The organism is Bacillus sp. PS108 (assembly GCF_037963335.1).
GTDB classification, from domain to species: Bacteria; Bacillota; Bacilli; order Bacillales; family Bacillaceae; genus Bacillus; species Bacillus subtilis.
This window is the reverse complement of record NZ_CP150155.1, coordinates 3,537,412-3,553,080: the sequence shown is the minus strand read 5'-3', so window position 1 is coordinate 3,553,080 and position 15,669 is coordinate 3,537,412. Positions and strand designations below refer to the sequence as shown.

The 15,669-nt window shown below is 40.9% G+C and carries 21 protein-coding genes; all 21 read left to right on the top strand.

The genetic code is table 11. The features are described from left to right. Positions 1–49: 49 nt before the first annotated feature. The 21 genes from degS to hpf all read left to right on the top strand — a co-directional run bounded on the left by degS (position 50) and on the right by hpf (position 15,588). Complete coding sequence (gene degS, locus NSQ16_RS18450; protein WP_003227983.1) at positions 50–1,207, top strand: two-component sensor histidine kinase DegS; 1,158 nt, start codon at positions 50–52, stop codon at positions 1,205–1,207. A gap of 82 nt (positions 1,208–1,289) precedes the next feature. Next, positions 1,290–1,979, top strand: a complete 690-nt coding sequence (degU, locus tag NSQ16_RS18445) for a two-component system response regulator DegU (RefSeq protein WP_003219701.1) — start codon at positions 1,290–1,292, stop codon at positions 1,977–1,979. 97 nt (positions 1,980–2,076) lie between these two features. Continuing rightward, positions 2,077–2,922, top strand: a complete 846-nt coding sequence (locus NSQ16_RS18440) for a DegV family protein (protein WP_003227986.1) — start codon at positions 2,077–2,079, stop codon at positions 2,920–2,922. Between the two features lie 107 nt (positions 2,923–3,029). Beyond that, on the top strand, positions 3,030–4,421 hold the full coding sequence (gene comFA / locus NSQ16_RS18435) for an ATP-dependent helicase ComFA (RefSeq protein WP_106073350.1): 1,392 nt from the start codon (positions 3,030–3,032) through the stop codon (positions 4,419–4,421). Positions 4,422–4,480: 59 nt separating this feature from the next. After that, on the top strand, positions 4,481–4,777 hold the full coding sequence (gene comFB, locus NSQ16_RS18430) for a late competence protein ComFB (protein WP_015483764.1): 297 nt from the start codon (positions 4,481–4,483) through the stop codon (positions 4,775–4,777). Further along, positions 4,741–5,463 (top strand): comF operon protein ComFC, encoded by a 723-nt coding sequence (comFC, locus tag NSQ16_RS18425; protein ID WP_230488621.1) that lies wholly within the window; start codon positions 4,741–4,743, stop codon positions 5,461–5,463. Before comFB ends, comFC begins: the two co-directional genes overlap by 37 nt. A 72-nt stretch (positions 5,464–5,535) precedes the next feature. Continuing rightward, positions 5,536–5,955: a TIGR03826 family flagellar region protein gene (locus NSQ16_RS18420; protein ID WP_230488622.1), complete on the top strand. Its 420-nt coding sequence runs from the start codon at positions 5,536–5,538 to the stop codon at positions 5,953–5,955. Between the two features lie 80 nt (positions 5,956–6,035). Next, a complete protein-coding gene (gene flgM, locus NSQ16_RS18415; protein ID WP_014478128.1) occupies positions 6,036–6,302 on the top strand; it encodes a flagellar biosynthesis anti-sigma factor FlgM in 267 nt (88 codons plus the stop codon). A 15-nt stretch (positions 6,303–6,317) separates the two neighbouring features. Then, on the top strand, positions 6,318–6,800 hold the full coding sequence (gene flgN, locus NSQ16_RS18410) for a flagellar protein FlgN (protein ID WP_003227999.1): 483 nt from the start codon (positions 6,318–6,320) through the stop codon (positions 6,798–6,800). A gap of 18 nt (positions 6,801–6,818) precedes the next feature. Beyond that, the gene (gene flgK / locus NSQ16_RS18405) at positions 6,819–8,342 is read left to right on the top strand and encodes a flagellar hook-associated protein FlgK (RefSeq protein WP_088327073.1); all 1,524 of its coding nucleotides are present in this window, start codon (positions 6,819–6,821) and stop codon (positions 8,340–8,342) included. Positions 8,343–8,352: 10 nt separating this feature from the next. Next, complete coding sequence (gene flgL / locus NSQ16_RS18400; protein ID WP_015714797.1) at positions 8,353–9,249, top strand: flagellar hook-associated protein FlgL; 897 nt, start codon at positions 8,353–8,355, stop codon at positions 9,247–9,249. Between the two features lie 46 nt (positions 9,250–9,295). Continuing rightward, the gene (locus NSQ16_RS18395) at positions 9,296–9,871 is read left to right on the top strand and encodes a DUF6470 family protein (protein WP_014481045.1); all 576 of its coding nucleotides are present in this window, start codon (positions 9,296–9,298) and stop codon (positions 9,869–9,871) included. Positions 9,872–9,891: 20 nt separating this feature from the next. After that, positions 9,892–10,323 (top strand): flagellar assembly protein FliW, encoded by a 432-nt coding sequence (gene fliW / locus NSQ16_RS18390; RefSeq protein ID WP_003228007.1) that lies wholly within the window; start codon positions 9,892–9,894, stop codon positions 10,321–10,323. Beyond that, positions 10,317–10,541, top strand: coding sequence for a carbon storage regulator CsrA (csrA, locus tag NSQ16_RS18385; RefSeq protein WP_003219727.1), 225 nt, complete (start codon positions 10,317–10,319; stop codon positions 10,539–10,541). The genes fliW and csrA overlap by 7 nt, the downstream gene beginning before the upstream one ends. A 143-nt stretch (positions 10,542–10,684) precedes the next feature. Further along, positions 10,685–11,602 (top strand): flagellin Hag, encoded by a 918-nt coding sequence (gene hag / locus NSQ16_RS18380; protein ID WP_085185617.1) that lies wholly within the window; start codon positions 10,685–10,687, stop codon positions 11,600–11,602. A gap of 233 nt (positions 11,603–11,835) precedes the next feature. Next, a complete protein-coding gene (gene flaG / locus NSQ16_RS18375; protein ID WP_230488623.1) occupies positions 11,836–12,165 on the top strand; it encodes a flagellar protein FlaG in 330 nt (109 codons plus the stop codon). Positions 12,166–12,182: 17 nt separating this feature from the next. After that, positions 12,183–13,679 carry a flagellar hook-associated protein 2 gene (locus NSQ16_RS18370; RefSeq protein WP_230488624.1) on the top strand — a complete coding sequence of 499 codons (1,497 nt, stop codon included), beginning with the start codon at positions 12,183–12,185 and terminating at the stop codon, positions 13,677–13,679. 21 nt (positions 13,680–13,700) lie between these two features. Continuing rightward, complete coding sequence (gene fliS, locus NSQ16_RS18365) at positions 13,701–14,102, top strand: flagellar export chaperone FliS (protein WP_230488625.1); 402 nt, start codon at positions 13,701–13,703, stop codon at positions 14,100–14,102. Then, positions 14,099–14,440 carry a flagella biosynthesis regulatory protein FliT gene (gene fliT / locus NSQ16_RS18360; RefSeq protein ID WP_014481040.1) on the top strand — a complete coding sequence of 114 codons (342 nt, stop codon included), beginning with the start codon at positions 14,099–14,101 and terminating at the stop codon, positions 14,438–14,440. The genes fliS and fliT overlap by 4 nt, the downstream gene beginning before the upstream one ends. A 9-nt stretch (positions 14,441–14,449) precedes the next feature. Next, on the top strand, positions 14,450–14,827 hold the full coding sequence (locus tag NSQ16_RS18355) for a hypothetical protein (RefSeq protein WP_029318318.1): 378 nt from the start codon (positions 14,450–14,452) through the stop codon (positions 14,825–14,827). Positions 14,828–15,018: 191 nt separating this feature from the next. After that, entirely contained in the window at positions 15,019–15,588 is a 570-nt protein-coding gene (gene hpf / locus NSQ16_RS18350; RefSeq protein WP_230488626.1) for a ribosome hibernation promotion factor, read from the top strand. Positions 15,589–15,669 lie beyond the last annotated feature (81 nt).

The window sequence follows — 15,669 nt, the reverse complement described above, 5'->3', positions numbered from 1 at the left end:
ATTACATTTATAATAAAAATATATGACAACGCCGTGACGGAGGGAAATTATGAATAAAACAAAGATGGATTCCAAAGTGCTGGATTCTATTTTGATGAAGATGCTGAAAACCGTTGACGGGAGCAAGGACGAGGTTTTTCAAATCGGGGAGCAGTCACGCCAGCAGTATGAACAGCTGGTCGAAGAACTGAAACAAATTAAACAGCAGGTGTATGAAGTGATTGAGCTTGGCGATAAACTTGAAGTGCAAACTCGCCATGCGAGAAACCGTTTATCCGAGGTCAGCCGTAATTTTCATAGATTCAGTGAAGAGGAAATCCGCAATGCTTATGAAAAAGCCCATAAGCTGCAGGTAGAATTGACGATGATCCAGCAGCGTGAGAAGCAATTGCGCGAACGGCGGGACGATTTGGAGCGCAGATTGCTAGGGCTTCAGGAAATCATTGAGCGGTCAGAATCATTAGTAAGCCAAATTACAGTTGTGCTCAACTACTTGAATCAGGATTTGCGCGAAGTTGGACTGCTTCTTGCTGATGCTCAGGCAAAACAGGATTTCGGCTTAAGAATCATTGAGGCGCAGGAAGAAGAGCGAAAAAGAGTCTCAAGAGAAATCCATGACGGACCCGCTCAAATGCTGGCGAATGTTATGATGAGATCGGAATTAATCGAGCGGATTTTCCGTGACCGGGGCGCAGAGGACGGATTCCAAGAAATTAAAAATCTACGCCAAAATGTTCGGAATGCCCTTTACGAAGTGAGAAGGATTATATATGATTTAAGACCGATGGCCCTTGATGACCTAGGCTTGATTCCAACTTTAAGAAAATATCTATATACAACCGAGGAATATAACGGGAAGGTCAAAATACATTTTCAGTGCATTGGAGAAACAGAGGATCAGAGGCTAGCGCCTCAGTTTGAGGTTGCGCTCTTCAGGCTCGCACAGGAAGCTGTGTCTAATGCGCTAAAGCATTCTGAATCTGAAGAAATTACAGTCAAAGTTGAGATCACAAAGGATTTTGTGATTTTAATGATAAAAGATAACGGTAAAGGGTTCGACCTGAAGGAAGCGAAAGAGAAGAAAAACAAATCATTCGGCTTGCTGGGCATGAAAGAAAGAGTAGATTTATTGGAAGGAACGATGACAATAGATTCGAAAATAGGTCTTGGGACATTTATTATGATTAAGGTTCCGTTATCTCTTTGACTATGATTTGTAAAATAGAGCCAAAAGGCATATTGACCGAATGCTAGAGTATATAGAACAATAATACAAGGAGGCGTGGCTTGTGACTAAAGTAAACATTGTTATTATCGACGACCATCAGTTATTTCGTGAAGGTGTTAAACGGATATTGGATTTTGAACCTACCTTTGAAGTGGTAGCCGAAGGTGATGACGGAGACGAAGCGGCTCGTATTGTTGAGCACTATCATCCTGATGTTGTGATCATGGATATCAATATGCCAAACGTAAATGGTGTGGAAGCTACAAAACAGCTTGTAGAGCTGTATCCTGAATCTAAAGTAATTATTCTATCAATTCACGATGACGAAAATTATGTAACACATGCCCTGAAAACAGGTGCAAGAGGTTATCTGCTGAAAGAGATGGATGCTGATACATTAATTGAAGCGGTTAAAGTAGTGGCTGAGGGCGGATCTTACCTCCATCCGAAGGTTACTCACAACCTCGTTAACGAATTCCGCCGCCTTGCAACAAGCGGAGTTTCTGCACACCCTCAACATGAGGTTTACCCTGAAATCCGCAGACCATTACATATTTTAACTAGGCGGGAATGTGAAGTGCTGCAGATGCTTGCAGACGGAAAAAGCAACCGCGGTATTGGTGAATCATTGTTTATCAGTGAGAAAACCGTTAAAAACCATGTTAGCAATATTTTACAAAAAATGAATGTAAACGACCGGACGCAAGCCGTTGTGGTCGCCATTAAAAATGGCTGGGTAGAAATGAGATAGTATAATAGGAGACTTGCCTTTTACTAGGCAGGTCTTTTTTTAGGCTGCCGTTTCCCTTACAATAGAGTTATAAAGCAATAAGGCAGGTATCGAAGCTATGAATATTGCAGTCGTAACAGACAGCACGGCATATATTCCGAAAGAAATGCGTGAACAACATCAGATACATATGATCCCTCTCCAGGTTGTTTTTGGGGAGGAGACTTACCGTGAAGAAATTGAGTTGGACTGGAAAAGCTTTTACGAAGAAGTGAAAAAACATAATGAGCTCCCGACGACTTCTCAGCCGCCAATCGGCGAGCTGGTTGCGTTGTATGAAGAGCTTGGCAAGTCTTATGATGCGGTTATCAGTATCCATCTTTCCAGCGGGATCAGCGGAACATTCAGCAGTGCAGCAGCGGCTGATTCGATGGTCGACAATATTGATGTGTATCCATTTGACTCAGAGATCAGCTGCTTGGCTCAAGGCTTTTATGCCCTTAAAGCTGCTGAATTAATCAAAAACGGAGCATCATCGCCGGAAGATATTATAAAAGAACTGGAAGAAATGAAAAAAACAGTTCGAGCTTATTTTATGGTAGATGACTTAGCTCATCTTCAGCGCGGCGGGCGATTAAGCAGCGCCCAAGCCTTCATTGGTAGTCTTCTAAAGGTAAAGCCTATCCTTCATTTTGACAATAAGGTAATTGTGCCTTTTGAGAAGATTCGCACACGTAAAAAAGCAATTTCGCGAATTTATGAGCTTTTAGACGAAGATGCGAGTAAAGGGTTGCCTATGCGAGCTGCTGTTATCCACGCTAATCGAGAGGAAGAAGCAGCGAAAATCATTGAAGAGCTTTCTGCAAAATATCCTCATGTTGAATTTTATAACAGCTATTTTGGCGCGGTAATCGGTACTCATTTGGGTGAAGGTGCGCTAGGAATTTGCTGGTGTTTTAAATAATGTAAAATCTCCGTTTTTTAGAGCGGAGATTTTTTTATATTCTTATTTTAATAGTTGGACAGAAAATATTCATTCAGGCATACTGTCTCGAAAGGAGGCGGTGCTATGTGAAGGTGCCAACTGAAAAGAACATTTCCTTTTCTAGAGAATTGCAGCAGACGCTTCGAAGCCGTCATTTGCTCAGGACTGAACTCTCATTTTCCGATGAAATGATTGAATGGCATATCAAGAATGGATATATCACTGCTGAAAATTCTATATCCATAAATAAACGGGGATATAGATGTAATAGGTGCGGACAAACTGATCAGCGGTATTTTTCTTTTTATCACTCATCTGGAAAGAATAAGCTGTATTGCCGTTCCTGTGTCATGATGGGCAGAGTGAGTGAGGAGGTTCCTTTATATTCATGGGAAGAGGAAAATGAACCAAACTGGCAGTCAATTAAACTGACATGGGACGGCAAGCTTTCAAGCGGACAACAAAAAGCCGCCAATGTTTTAATTGAAGCAATATCAAAAAAAGAAGAGCTCCTCATCTGGGCGGTTTGCGGCGCTGGCAAAACAGAAATGCTGTTTCCTGGTATAGAATCAGCGTTAAATCAAGGACTGCGTGTATGTATTGCAACACCTCGCACCGATGTTGTATTAGAGCTTGTTCCAAGGCTCAAGGCTGCCTTTCAGGGTGCTGACATTTCAGCGCTTTACGGAGGAAGCGATGACAAAGGGCGGCTATCTCCGCTTATGATTTCCACTACGCATCAGCTTTTGCGATATAAAGATGCAATCGATGTTATGATCATTGATGAAGTTGACGCTTTTCCATATTCTGCTGATCAAACCCTTCAATTCGCTGTTCAAAAAGCAAGAAAGAAAAACAGCACCCTCGTTTATTTAAGTGCAACACCTCCTAAAGAATTAAAAAGAAAAGCACTGAACGGACAGTTACATTCAGTTCGCATCCCCGCAAGACACCACCGGAAACCTTTACCCGAACCGCGCTTTGTATGGTGTGGAAACTGGAAGAAGAAATTAAACCGAAATAAAATTCCGCCAGCGGTGAAAAGATGGATAGAGTTTCATGTAAAAGAAGGGAGGCCTGTTTTTTTATTCGTTCCTTCCGTTTCTATTCTGGAAAAGGCTGCTGCGTGCTTTAGAGGGGTTCATTGCCGAACCGCATCTGTGCACGCGGAAGACAAGCATAGAAAGGAGAAAGTGCAGCAATTCAGAGATGGTCAGCTCGATCTATTAATCACAACAACAATACTGGAAAGAGGCGTCACAGTCCCCAAGGTGCAAACGGGTGTACTAGGAGCGGAATCACCTATCTTTACGGAAAGCGCACTTGTTCAAATTGCAGGAAGAACCGGCCGGCATAAAGAATATGCGGACGGCGATGTCATTTTCTTTCACTTCGGCAAAACAAAGAGTATGCTCGATGCAAGAAAGCATATAAAAGAAATGAATGAATTGGCAGCAAAAGTTGAATGTACAGACTAGCCATTATTTGAAAACGTGGTACAGTATACTCATATAACCGATGATGAGGAGCTGTAAAAATGCTTGTCAATTCAAAAGAAATCGTAATGAAAGAACTGCTCGACCGATATATGGACCAGCTTCATATGGCCTGTACTTGCCAAGTATGCCAGAACGATGTATTGGCACTTTCTTTAAACAAAGTGAGTCCATCCTACGTTACTGATCTTAAAAAGATCGCATATACGAAAGCTGAGCTGGTAGATAAACAAAAAAACACAGCAATGCTTGTCATTTTGGCTGAATCTGCTGCAGTAGTTTCAGAGAGTCCAAGCGATTTATGTCAAACGAAGCAGGAGGAGGCATTCATAAACTGATCTGTTTATTATGTGATTCGCAATTTTCTCAAGATGTTACATGGAGAGCCCTTTTTTTACTAAAGCCTGATGAAAAGGTTTGTTATTCTTGCAGAAGCAAATTAAAGAAAATCACAGGACATATCTGCCCCCTGTGCGGCAGACCTCAATCTGTTCATGCCGTATGCAGGGATTGCGAGGTGTGGAGAACAAGGATCAGAGACAGTTTGCTATTGCGTCAAAACCGTTCAGTTTACACATATAATGATATGATGAAAGAAGCGCTCTCCCGTTTTAAATTTAGAGGAGATGCAGAAATCATAAATGCATTTAAAAGTGATTTTTCTTCAACCTTTTCTAAGGTTTACCCCGATAAGCATTTTGTTCTTGTACCTATTCCGCTGAGCAAGGAACGGGAAGAAGAGCGCGGTTTTAACCAGGCACAGCTCTTGGCAGAATGTTTAGACCGGCCTTCCCACCATCCCCTCATTCGCCTGAATAATGAGAAACAGTCAAAGAAAAAGAAAACAGAACGCCTGCTGTCAGAGCGCATTTTTGATACAAAAAATAATTCAGCAGCAGGTATGGATATCATTTTAATAGACGATCTTTATACAACAGGCGCCACCTTGCACTTCGCAGCCCGCTGCTTATTAGAAAAAGGAAAAGCCGCTTCAGTGTCATCTTTTACCTTGATCAGAAGCTAAATGATTATGTTTTTATGCCGATATAATCACTAGAAATTGACACAGGCATATTATCTAATAAGGAGAAAAAAGATGGGAGAACTGGCTAATTGTCCGAAATGCAATGCTTTATTTTTAAAAACAAAGCTGCAAACCGTATGTCAGGCGTGTATTAAGGAAGAAGAAAAATCATTTGAGACTGTCTATAAATTTTTAAGAAAACAGGAAAACCGGCAATCAACTTTGAGCCGGATAACTGAGGAAACAGGTGTGGAAGAAGAGCTGATATTGAAATTCATCAGGCAGAAGCGAATTCAGATCACTCATCTTCCTAATTTGGCATACCCTTGTGAAAGGTGCGGGACATCGATTAGAGAAGGCAAGTTCTGCAAGGATTGCCAGTCCGATATTAAGGATCAAATGGATCATTTGAACCACGACGATGCTCTGAAAATCGAGAAAGAAAATAGTAAAAAAGACACATACTATGCCTATAATACCAAAAACAGCTGATTCCCTAAACTAACTGAAAACGCAGTCGATAAAAGGGTTAAGATTGTTTAAAGACTGCAACGGAAAGCGAGAGGAATCCTATGAAAATCAATCAATTTGGAACACAATCCGTTAATCCATATCAAAAAAATTATGATAAGCAAGCGGTGCAAAAAACTGCTGCACAGCCTCAAGATAAAATTGAAATTTCATCACAGGCTAAAGAAATGCAACATGCATCCGACGCAGTCACTGGTTCACGACAGGAAAAAATTGCGCAGCTTAAAGCGCAAATTGAAAACGGGTCATACAAAGTAGACGCAAATCATATCGCGAAAAATATGATTAATTTTTATAAAAAGCAATAAAAAAGGAGAAAGCCCATGTCAGCGAAGGCAATTATTGAACAATTGAAGCGACTTTGCGTTCTGCATGAGCACCTGCTCACGCTGTCTGAAGAAAAGACGGAAGCGCTCAAAGCCGGCAAAACAAAAGAGCTTTCTAACATTTTGACAAAAGAGCAAAAATATATTCAAGCGATCACGCAGACAGAAGATGACCGGATCAAAACAACTTCGGCCTTTCTCGGATATAGCGAAAATAATACTATTTCCGCATGTATCGCCAAAACCTCAGGCAGTGAAAAGGAAGAGCTGGAACAACTATACGAATCTCTTTCTCAAGTTCTCGGACGTCTGAAAAAAGTAAATGAGATGAATAGGCAGCTGACAAGAGACGCGCTGCAATTCATCTCTATTTCGTACGATATGCTGGTTCCTAAGGAAAATAACTTCAATTACAGCAAATCAATTAAAGCTGAGCTGCCGAAAAGCAGCAAAATGAAACTGTTTGATTCAAAAGCTTAGCAGAAAGGAATTCAGAAAATGACATCTACCTTTATGGGGCTTGAAACTGCAAGGCGGGCGTTAAGCGCTCAGCAGGCAGCGTTAAGCACTACTGCAAATAACGTGGCAAATGCCAATACTGATGGTTATACAAGACAGCGGGTCTCATTGGAGGCAACTGACTATTTCCCTGCTGTATCTAAAAACGCAGAAAAAACAGCGGGACAAATGGGTACGGGCGTTCAAGGAAAATCAGTTGAGAGAATAAGAGATATCTTTCTTGACTACCAATACCGTCTTCAAAACAACAGTGCCGGATACTATGACACGAGGGCCAAAGCGCTGTCCCAAATGGAAGGCGTTTTAAATGAAACGGATGACAGCGGCTTGAACAGTGTGCTCAATTCGTTTTGGAATTCTCTGCAGGAATTATCGAATAATACAAATGAAGAAAGTGCACGTTCTGTGGTTGCTCGAAAAGGACAAGCTGTAGCTGAAACGTTTAATTATATTTCTGAATCACTTACAAATGTCCAATCGAATTTAAAAGCAGAGCTAAATACAACTGTGTTGGATGTCAATTCTCTGCTTTCTCAATTAAACAGTTTAAATAAGCAAATTGCACAAGTAGAGCCGGTCGGGCTTCTTCCGAATGGTTTATATGACCAGCGAGATTTGCTGATCGATAAATTATCCTCAATGGTTGATATCAAAGTCAGCTACAACAAATCAGGCGGGAATGCACTTGCATCTGCTGAAGGAACTGTATCAATTGAAATCCTTGATAAAAATAAACAGTCGCTAGGAACTGTTTTGGACGGTAAAAATTACGAGGTTTCAGAACTTGCAGCCAACTATGATAATGAAACTGGGTTAGTATCAAGTATTTCAATCGGGGATACAGCTGTGCAGGCGGAGTCCTTTAGCAGCAAGGGATCCCTTTTAGGATTTATAGAGTCTTACGGGTATTTAACAGCAGACGGCCAAGAAAAGGGCGTATACCCGGAAATGCTTTCTGATCTTGACAATATGGCGCTTGAATTTGCGAAAGCTTTCAATGAAGTGCACAGAAATGGTGTGACCAAGAGCGGTGAACAAGGCGGAGACTTTTTTGATTTTACTGGCGGTGAAACTGAACCTGCCAAGGGCGCGGCGGGCAAGATCAAAGTGGCTGACAGCATAATAGATTCAAAAGGTGCAAACATTGCTTTCTCACTGACTGGTGCAGCCAACGATAACGCAAATGCTACAAAATTAGCAAATGTTTTAACCGGTAAAATAACCATTAACGGTAAAGAAACTAGTGTTTTAGATTATTATGCGGGTCTGATTGGCGAGCTAGGGATCGAAGCTCAAGAGGCTAATCGACTGGCGTCTAATACAGAAACACAGCTGAATGATGCTGACATAAACCGTCAGCAAATGAGCGCAGTTTCTTTAGACGAAGAAATGACGAATATGATTCAATTCCAACACGCATACAATGCAGCTGCAAGAATGGTGACTTTACAAGACGAATTGCTTGATAAAGTGATCAACGGCATGGGTGTTGGAGGAAGGTAGGTAGAGTCACATGAGAGTAACACAAGGCATGATACAGCAAAACTCACTGAGATATATCGGTTCGAGCTACTCGAAGCTGGATAAACTCCAGTCGCAGATTTCTTCAGGGAAAAAAATCTCAAAAGCTTCCGACGATCCTGTAGTAGCAATGAAAAGCTTAAAGTATAATACGCAACTGTCTCAAGTGCAGCAGTACAAAAGCAATGCTTCTCAAGCCTTTACCTGGCTCGAAAACACAGAAACAAACATTACAGAAGGAATTGACATCTTGTCAAAGGTCAGAGAATTAGCGGTTGAAGCTCAAAATGATACAAACGGCGAGTCGGAGCGTCAAGCGATTGGCGTAGAGGTAAAGCAGTTAAAGGAACAGCTTTTAAATATTGCGAATACACAAGTGAACGGCAGATATATCTTTAATGGCACAAATTCAGATAAGCCTCCGGTTACAGATAACGGAGACGGAACTTATACAATTTCTGATACAGCTGATGTCGTAGTCAATATATCAAATAATATGTCATTAAAAGTGAATTCAGATCCAAAGTCAGCTTTTGGAGGCACTTCTGAAAGCGGGCAGAATGTATTTGAAATGCTTGATTCTTTTGAGAAAGCACTAAATTCTGGTTCGCTAGATGGCATGGACAGTGTTTTAGATGACATTGATCATTTTTCTGACGGCATGAGCGCTGAACGATCTGATCTTGGAGCGAGATATAATCGTCTTGAACTGGTTAATACAAGACTGTCAGCGCAAGAAGAAACAGCTACAAAAGTGTTATCAGACAATGAAGATGTAGAACTGGAAGAAGTAATAACTGAATTTATTGCGCAGCAAAGTGTGCACAGGGCTACTCTGGCCGTTAATGCGCAAATTGTTCAGCCTACATTGATTGACTTTTTAAAGTAAGCGGCTCTTAGGAGTTCGCTTTTTTTATAGTTCAGGAGGTAGAGTGATGCAGATTCCCAGATTGATTATGCATAGTGTTCAAGGAAAAATTGGTTTAACAACGACGCCTGCCAGCTTAAAAATGGAGCAGCCTCAAGCTGATCTAGAGATCGAACAGCCGAGTGCGGAAATGGAAATATCGGTGACACCTGGAAAACTCACGATTGACCAGACACAAGCATGGGAAGAATTAGACAGAAAGCATGTTTTCAAGAGAATTGAAGAAGCCGCCCAACAAGGGCATGAGGATGTAATGAAGGGAATAGCGCGCACGGCAGAAGAAGGCGACGAGCTTATGAGAATTGAAAATAAAGGGAACCCAATCGCTTCGCAAGCAAGGAGGAACTCTGAGATGCACCAAATTCAATTAGGCGAAAATTATGCTCCTTCTCTTTCGAGGGTGAAAATACAATATACCCCGTCACAGCTTGATGTTCAGATTACGCCGCGAAAGCCTGTTATTCAGGCTGAGCCGCATAAGCCAATTGTTGAATATACGCCAGGAAATGTTAAGGTTGACATGCTCCAATACCCTGATTTAAATATAGATGTAGAATACCCGAAAGAATCACCCGAAAAGTAAAAAGAAAAGGATCGTGAACAATGATCATTCATACGAAGTACCATGGCCAAATGAACATAAAAGAAGAACAAATCATTCTTTTTGAAAGCGGGATTCCAGGCTTTTTAGAAGAAAAACAATTTGTCATACTTCCGCTTTCAGAAGACTCTCCATTCGTGGCACTGCAGTCCGTCACTTCAGAAAATCTTGCGTTCATCGTTGTAAGTCCGTTTATCTTTTTTAAGAATTATGAATTTGACCTTGATGAATCAACTGCTGAACTTTTGGATATCGATAATATTCAAGACGTAGAAGTCATGACGATATTGACTATGGCAGAGCCATTTGAAAAGTCTACTGCGAATTTATTGGCTCCCATTATTGTGAATCGCAAGAACATGATGGCTAAGCAAGTCGTTTTACACGACTCCTCATATACGACAAAGCATCCGATTGGAGGAGAATCATGCTAGTTTTATCGCGGAAAATAAACGAAGCGATTCAAATAGGTGCTGATATTGAAGTGAAAGTGATTGCGGTTGAGGGGGATCAAGTGAAGCTTGGAATTGACGCCCCAAAGCATATTGATATTCACAGGAAAGAAATTTACTTGACCATTCAGGAAGAAAATAACCGTGCAGCAGCGTTATCCAGCGATGTGATCTCCGCATTATCCTCACAAAAAAAGTGAGGATTTTTTTATTTTTGTATTAACAAAATCAGAGACAATCCGATATTAATGATGTAGCCGGGAGGAGGCGCAAAAGACTCCGCAGTTACAAAATAAGGGCACAAGGACGTGCCTTAACAACAAATTCAAGGAGGAACAAAACAATGAGAATTAACCACAATATCGCAGCACTTAACACACTGAACCGTTTGTCTTCAAACAACGGTGCGAGCCAAAAGAACATGGAGAAACTGTCTTCAGGTCTTCGTATCAACCGTGCGGGAGATGACGCAGCGGGTCTTGCGATCTCTGAAAAAATGAGAGGGCAAATCAGAGGTCTTGAAATGGCTTCTAAAAACTCTCAAGACGGAATCTCTCTTATCCAAACAGCTGAGGGTGCATTGACTGAAACTCACTCTATTCTTCAACGTGTTCGTGAACTAGTTGTTCAAGCAGGAAACACAGGTACTCAAGATGGTACTGACCTTCAAGCGATCCAAGACGAGATCACTTCACTTGTTGAAGAAATCGGTGGCGGAACAAACGCTAACGGTATCTCTGACCGTACTGAGTTTAACGGTAAAAAACTTCTTAATGGCGATTTCTCGCAAGCTAGCGGTAAATCATTAACATTCCAAATCGGAGCTAACAGCAGTCAACAGCTTTCTGTTAATATCGAAAGTATGGCTGCGAAAGATATCGGTGCAGTAGACACTGCTACAGGTACTCTTATTACTGGACAAGCAGTATCTGACATCGATGTAACAAAATTTAAAGACAATGCAGCTGACACTGCTACTGTAGGATTCAATGCTCAACTTAAAACAGTTGATGACGCAATCAACACAGTTTCTAAACAACGTTCAAAATTAGGTGCGGTACAAAACCGTCTAGAGCACACAATCAACAACTTAAGCGCTTCTGGTGAAAACTTAACAGCTGCTGAGTCTCGTATCCGTGACGTTGACATGGCTAAAGAAATGAGTGAGTTCACAAAGAACAACATTCTTTCTCAGGCTTCTCAAGCGATGCTGGCTCAAGCAAACCAACAGCCGCAAAACGTACTTCAATTATTACGTTAATTTTAAAAAAGACCTTGGCAACGCCAAGGTCTTTTATTTAATATTTCTAGCTCCGAATACTTCCCCCTTGCTGTCACTAATTCGTGATATAATAACCGGATTCTACACTCACTTTTTATAAATGTATTTCCAAACAAGAAATCTAAAACAGAAGATTTTTTTCCAAAAATATGTGTAATCTTATCTCCATTTAGTCGATATAAACGATAGATTGGGGCATAGGGGATGATCAATTGAACATTGAAAGGCTCACTACGTTACAACCTGTTTGGGATCGTTATGATACTCAAATACATAATCAGAAAGATAAAGATAACGAGGTTCCTGTTCATCAAGTTTCATATACCAATCTTGCTGAAATGGTGGGGGAAATGAACAAGCTTTTGGAACCTTCGCAAGTTCATCTGAAGTTCGAGCTTCATGACAAGTTAAATGAATACTATGTAAAGGTAATAGAGGACTCTACAAATGAAGTGATCCGCGAAATTCCACCAAAACGGTGGCTTGATTTTTATGCGGCTATGACTGAATTTCTTGGGTTATTTGTAGATGAAAAAAAGTAGAATAGGAGTGGTTTGAGATGGTCACAAGAATAACAGGTCTGGCATCAGGAATGGATATAGATGATATTGTATCAAAGCTGATGCAGACAGAAAGAGCGCCGCTTGATAAGCTGAAGCAAAAAAAGCAGACTCTTGAATGGCAGCGTGACAGCTATCGTGAAGTCAATACAAAAATAAAAGAATTGCAAGATTATATGTCTAAAAATACGTTGACATATCCTAGCACGTATCAGAGCAAAACTGTGACAAGCTCTAATGAGTCTGTGTTAACTGCTACAGGAAGCGCAAGTGCACCAAACTCTTCTTCTACTGTTGAAGTGGCGAGCTTGGCAACCGCAGCAACGTATAAGGCAAACAATTATACGGGATACACTCAAGGCGATTACAATTTGGCATTTAACGTTGTTGCGCCTGGCGAAACAACGGCAAAAACAGTGAACATTAGTGTGGCGAGCGCCGATACGATTGATAATGTAATTTCTAAACTTAACAGCTCAGATCTAGGAGTATCAGCTTTTAAAGATAAAATTTGGAATGGTACAGAGTACGTAGAAACAATTGCGTTTTCTTCTAAAGCAACAGGTGCAGGGGGCAGTATACAGGCAGCAGACTCTGCTACAGCTGACTTTATGTCCGGTCAGCTTGGTTTTTCTTTGGATGCTGATAATAAGCTCACTGCTTACAAAGAAGGCACAAATGCCAAAGTCACAATCAACGGCTTTGAAATGGAGAAGCTGACAAACAATTTCACGGTGAATGGTGTTACTTACTCAATTAAAAATACAACTGCAGCCACAGGCCCTGTTACCACATCTGTTTCTACTGATGTTGACGGGATTTATAACCAAATCAAAGAGTTTGTAGATAAATACAATGAAATGGTTGACAGCCTGAATGAAAAGCTGAAAGAAGAAAAATACCGAGACTATACTCCGTTGACAAGTGAACAAAAAGAAGCCATGTCCGATAAAGAGGTAGAGCTCTGGGAGGAGAAGGCGAAAAGCGGATTGCTTAGAAATGATTCCAGCATCAGCACCGGCACGAACCAAATGCGGACTGACTTTTATACTCAAGTTAATGCGGATGGGAAAACCTATCAATTGACAGAATTCGGCATAACAACCTCAAGTGCTTACCAAATGCGGGGGCATTTAGAGATTAATGAAGACAAACTGAAAGCCAAAATACAAGAAGATCCGCAAAGTGTCGCCGCTTTATTTACAAGTGGGTCGAACAGCAGCGCCTATAGTGATAAAGGGATTATGAAACGCATCGGTGACACCCTGAAAAGTACGGTGAAGAGCATTGAAGCAAAAGCCGGCAACTCGACAATGGGAACCAATGATTATTCAATCGGTAAAAATTTAAACACGATCAGCACAGATATTACTAAAATGCAGGACCGGTTGACCACAATAGAAAACCGCTATTATACAAAATTCAGTGCAATGGATTCTGCGATTCAAAAAATGAACGAACAAGCGTCCTATTTATCACAGCTTCTTGTACAATAAATGTAATTTGGAGGATGACACATGGTGATCCAAAATCCTTATACAGCCTATCAGCAAAATTCAGTGAATACGGCTACACCCGGTGAGCTGACGCTTATGCTGTATAATGGCTGTTTGAAATTTATAAGACTTGCCTCTCAGGCCATCGAGAATGATGATATGGAACGTAAAAATGAGAATCTGATTAAAGCGCAAAATATTATTCAGGAATTAAATTTTACACTTAACCGTAACATAGAGCTCTCCGCTTCCATGGGTGCGATGTACGATTATATGTATCGAAGATTGGTACAGGCAAATATCAAAAATGATACGGGCATGCTGGCTGAGGTTGAAGGCTATGTAACAGATTTTCGCGATGCTTGGAAACAGGCCATTCAAAGTGAGCGGAAGGACCGGCACGGATCAGGCGGGATCGCATGAATAACATAGATCAACTATACACTGAGACGAAGAGTATGCTGTCACACATACAAAATACGCCGGAAAGCGATGAGCTTTTAAAACAAATTGAAGACTTTGTGGCTAAACGGTCTGAACTGATTCAGGAGATATCTCTGCCGCTTTCAGAAGAAGAGCGAAAGCAGATGAAGCTTGTGCTGACATGGGATCAGCTTATTGTGAAGGAAATGGAACGACTGAAGCAGTCAATCGCAGCAGAACTTCAGCAGATGAAAAGAAAACGTGTGATGCATACCACGTATTTAAATCCTTATAACAACATTACGATTGACGGCACATATTATGACAAGCGTAAATAGGTGAGTGCCTTGAAGAGCATTGAAGATTATACGCTTTTATCAGCTTATTATCATCTTCTTTTTACCATTGAAGAAGGGTTGTGTTATTTGATAGAGGCTGAAGAGAATTTATCAAAAACAGAAGGGGATCGGATCTACCAAGATCTGATCCAAGCCTTTTTTTATTTGGATTCAACACATTCAACACTTCTCTTCATTATGGATTCGCGGTGTGCTGAAATTTGTGTGAAAGCATTTGACCAAATTTTTGCGGAGTTTGATCAATTGGTCTCTTTCTCTTTTCCCTCTCATGAGTTCTGTGAGTATTTAAAGGAATATTTTCTGATTCATTATAGAAAATGGATGCTGTCTATTCATCAATGTATGGAACCCTTTTTAATCAATTAGGCGTGAGTGAGGTATTTGTTTCGTTCAATCAGCATATACATATACCTCCACAACCGCCAATAACAGAGCAAATACAAACAAAATTCGACAAAGTTCACTGAATTTTCACAAAAGATTTATGTTTCAGCAGGAATTGTAAAGGGTAATAGAGAAATAGATACATATCCTTAATAAAAGGGAGGCGTTCTTTGATGAACTATAACATCAGAGGAGAAAATATTGAAGTGACACCCGCGTTAAAGGATCATGTCGAGAGGAAGATCGGCAAGCTGGAGCGCTATTTTGACCATAGCGTGGATGCCGATGTGAACGTCAACTTGAAGTTTTACAATGACAAGGAGTCTAAGGTTGAGGTTACGATTCCGATGACAGATCTGGCGCTTCGGTCCGAGGTGCATAACGAGGATATGTACAACGCAATTGATCTCGCAACAAACAAACTGGAACGTCAAATCCGTAAGCATAAAACGAAAGTAAACCGTAAATTCCGTGAGCAGGGCTCTCCAAAATATTTATTGGCAAACGGCCTTGGCTCTGATACAGATATTGCGGTTCAGGATGACATAGAAGTGGAGGAGAGCTTGGACATTGTCCGTCAGAAACGCTTTAATTTAAAGCCGATGGATAGTGAAGAAGCGATCTTGCAAATGAATATGCTTGGCCATAATTTCTTTGTTTTCACAAATGCGGAAACAAACCTTACAAATGTCGTGTACCGCAGAAATGACGGGAAATATGGCTTAATTGAACCGACTGAATAATGAAGAGAAGCCTTCCGTGATGTCCGCGGAAGGTTTTTGTTTTTCTTATTTGCAAATTCTTTGGAAATAACAAAAGGTATG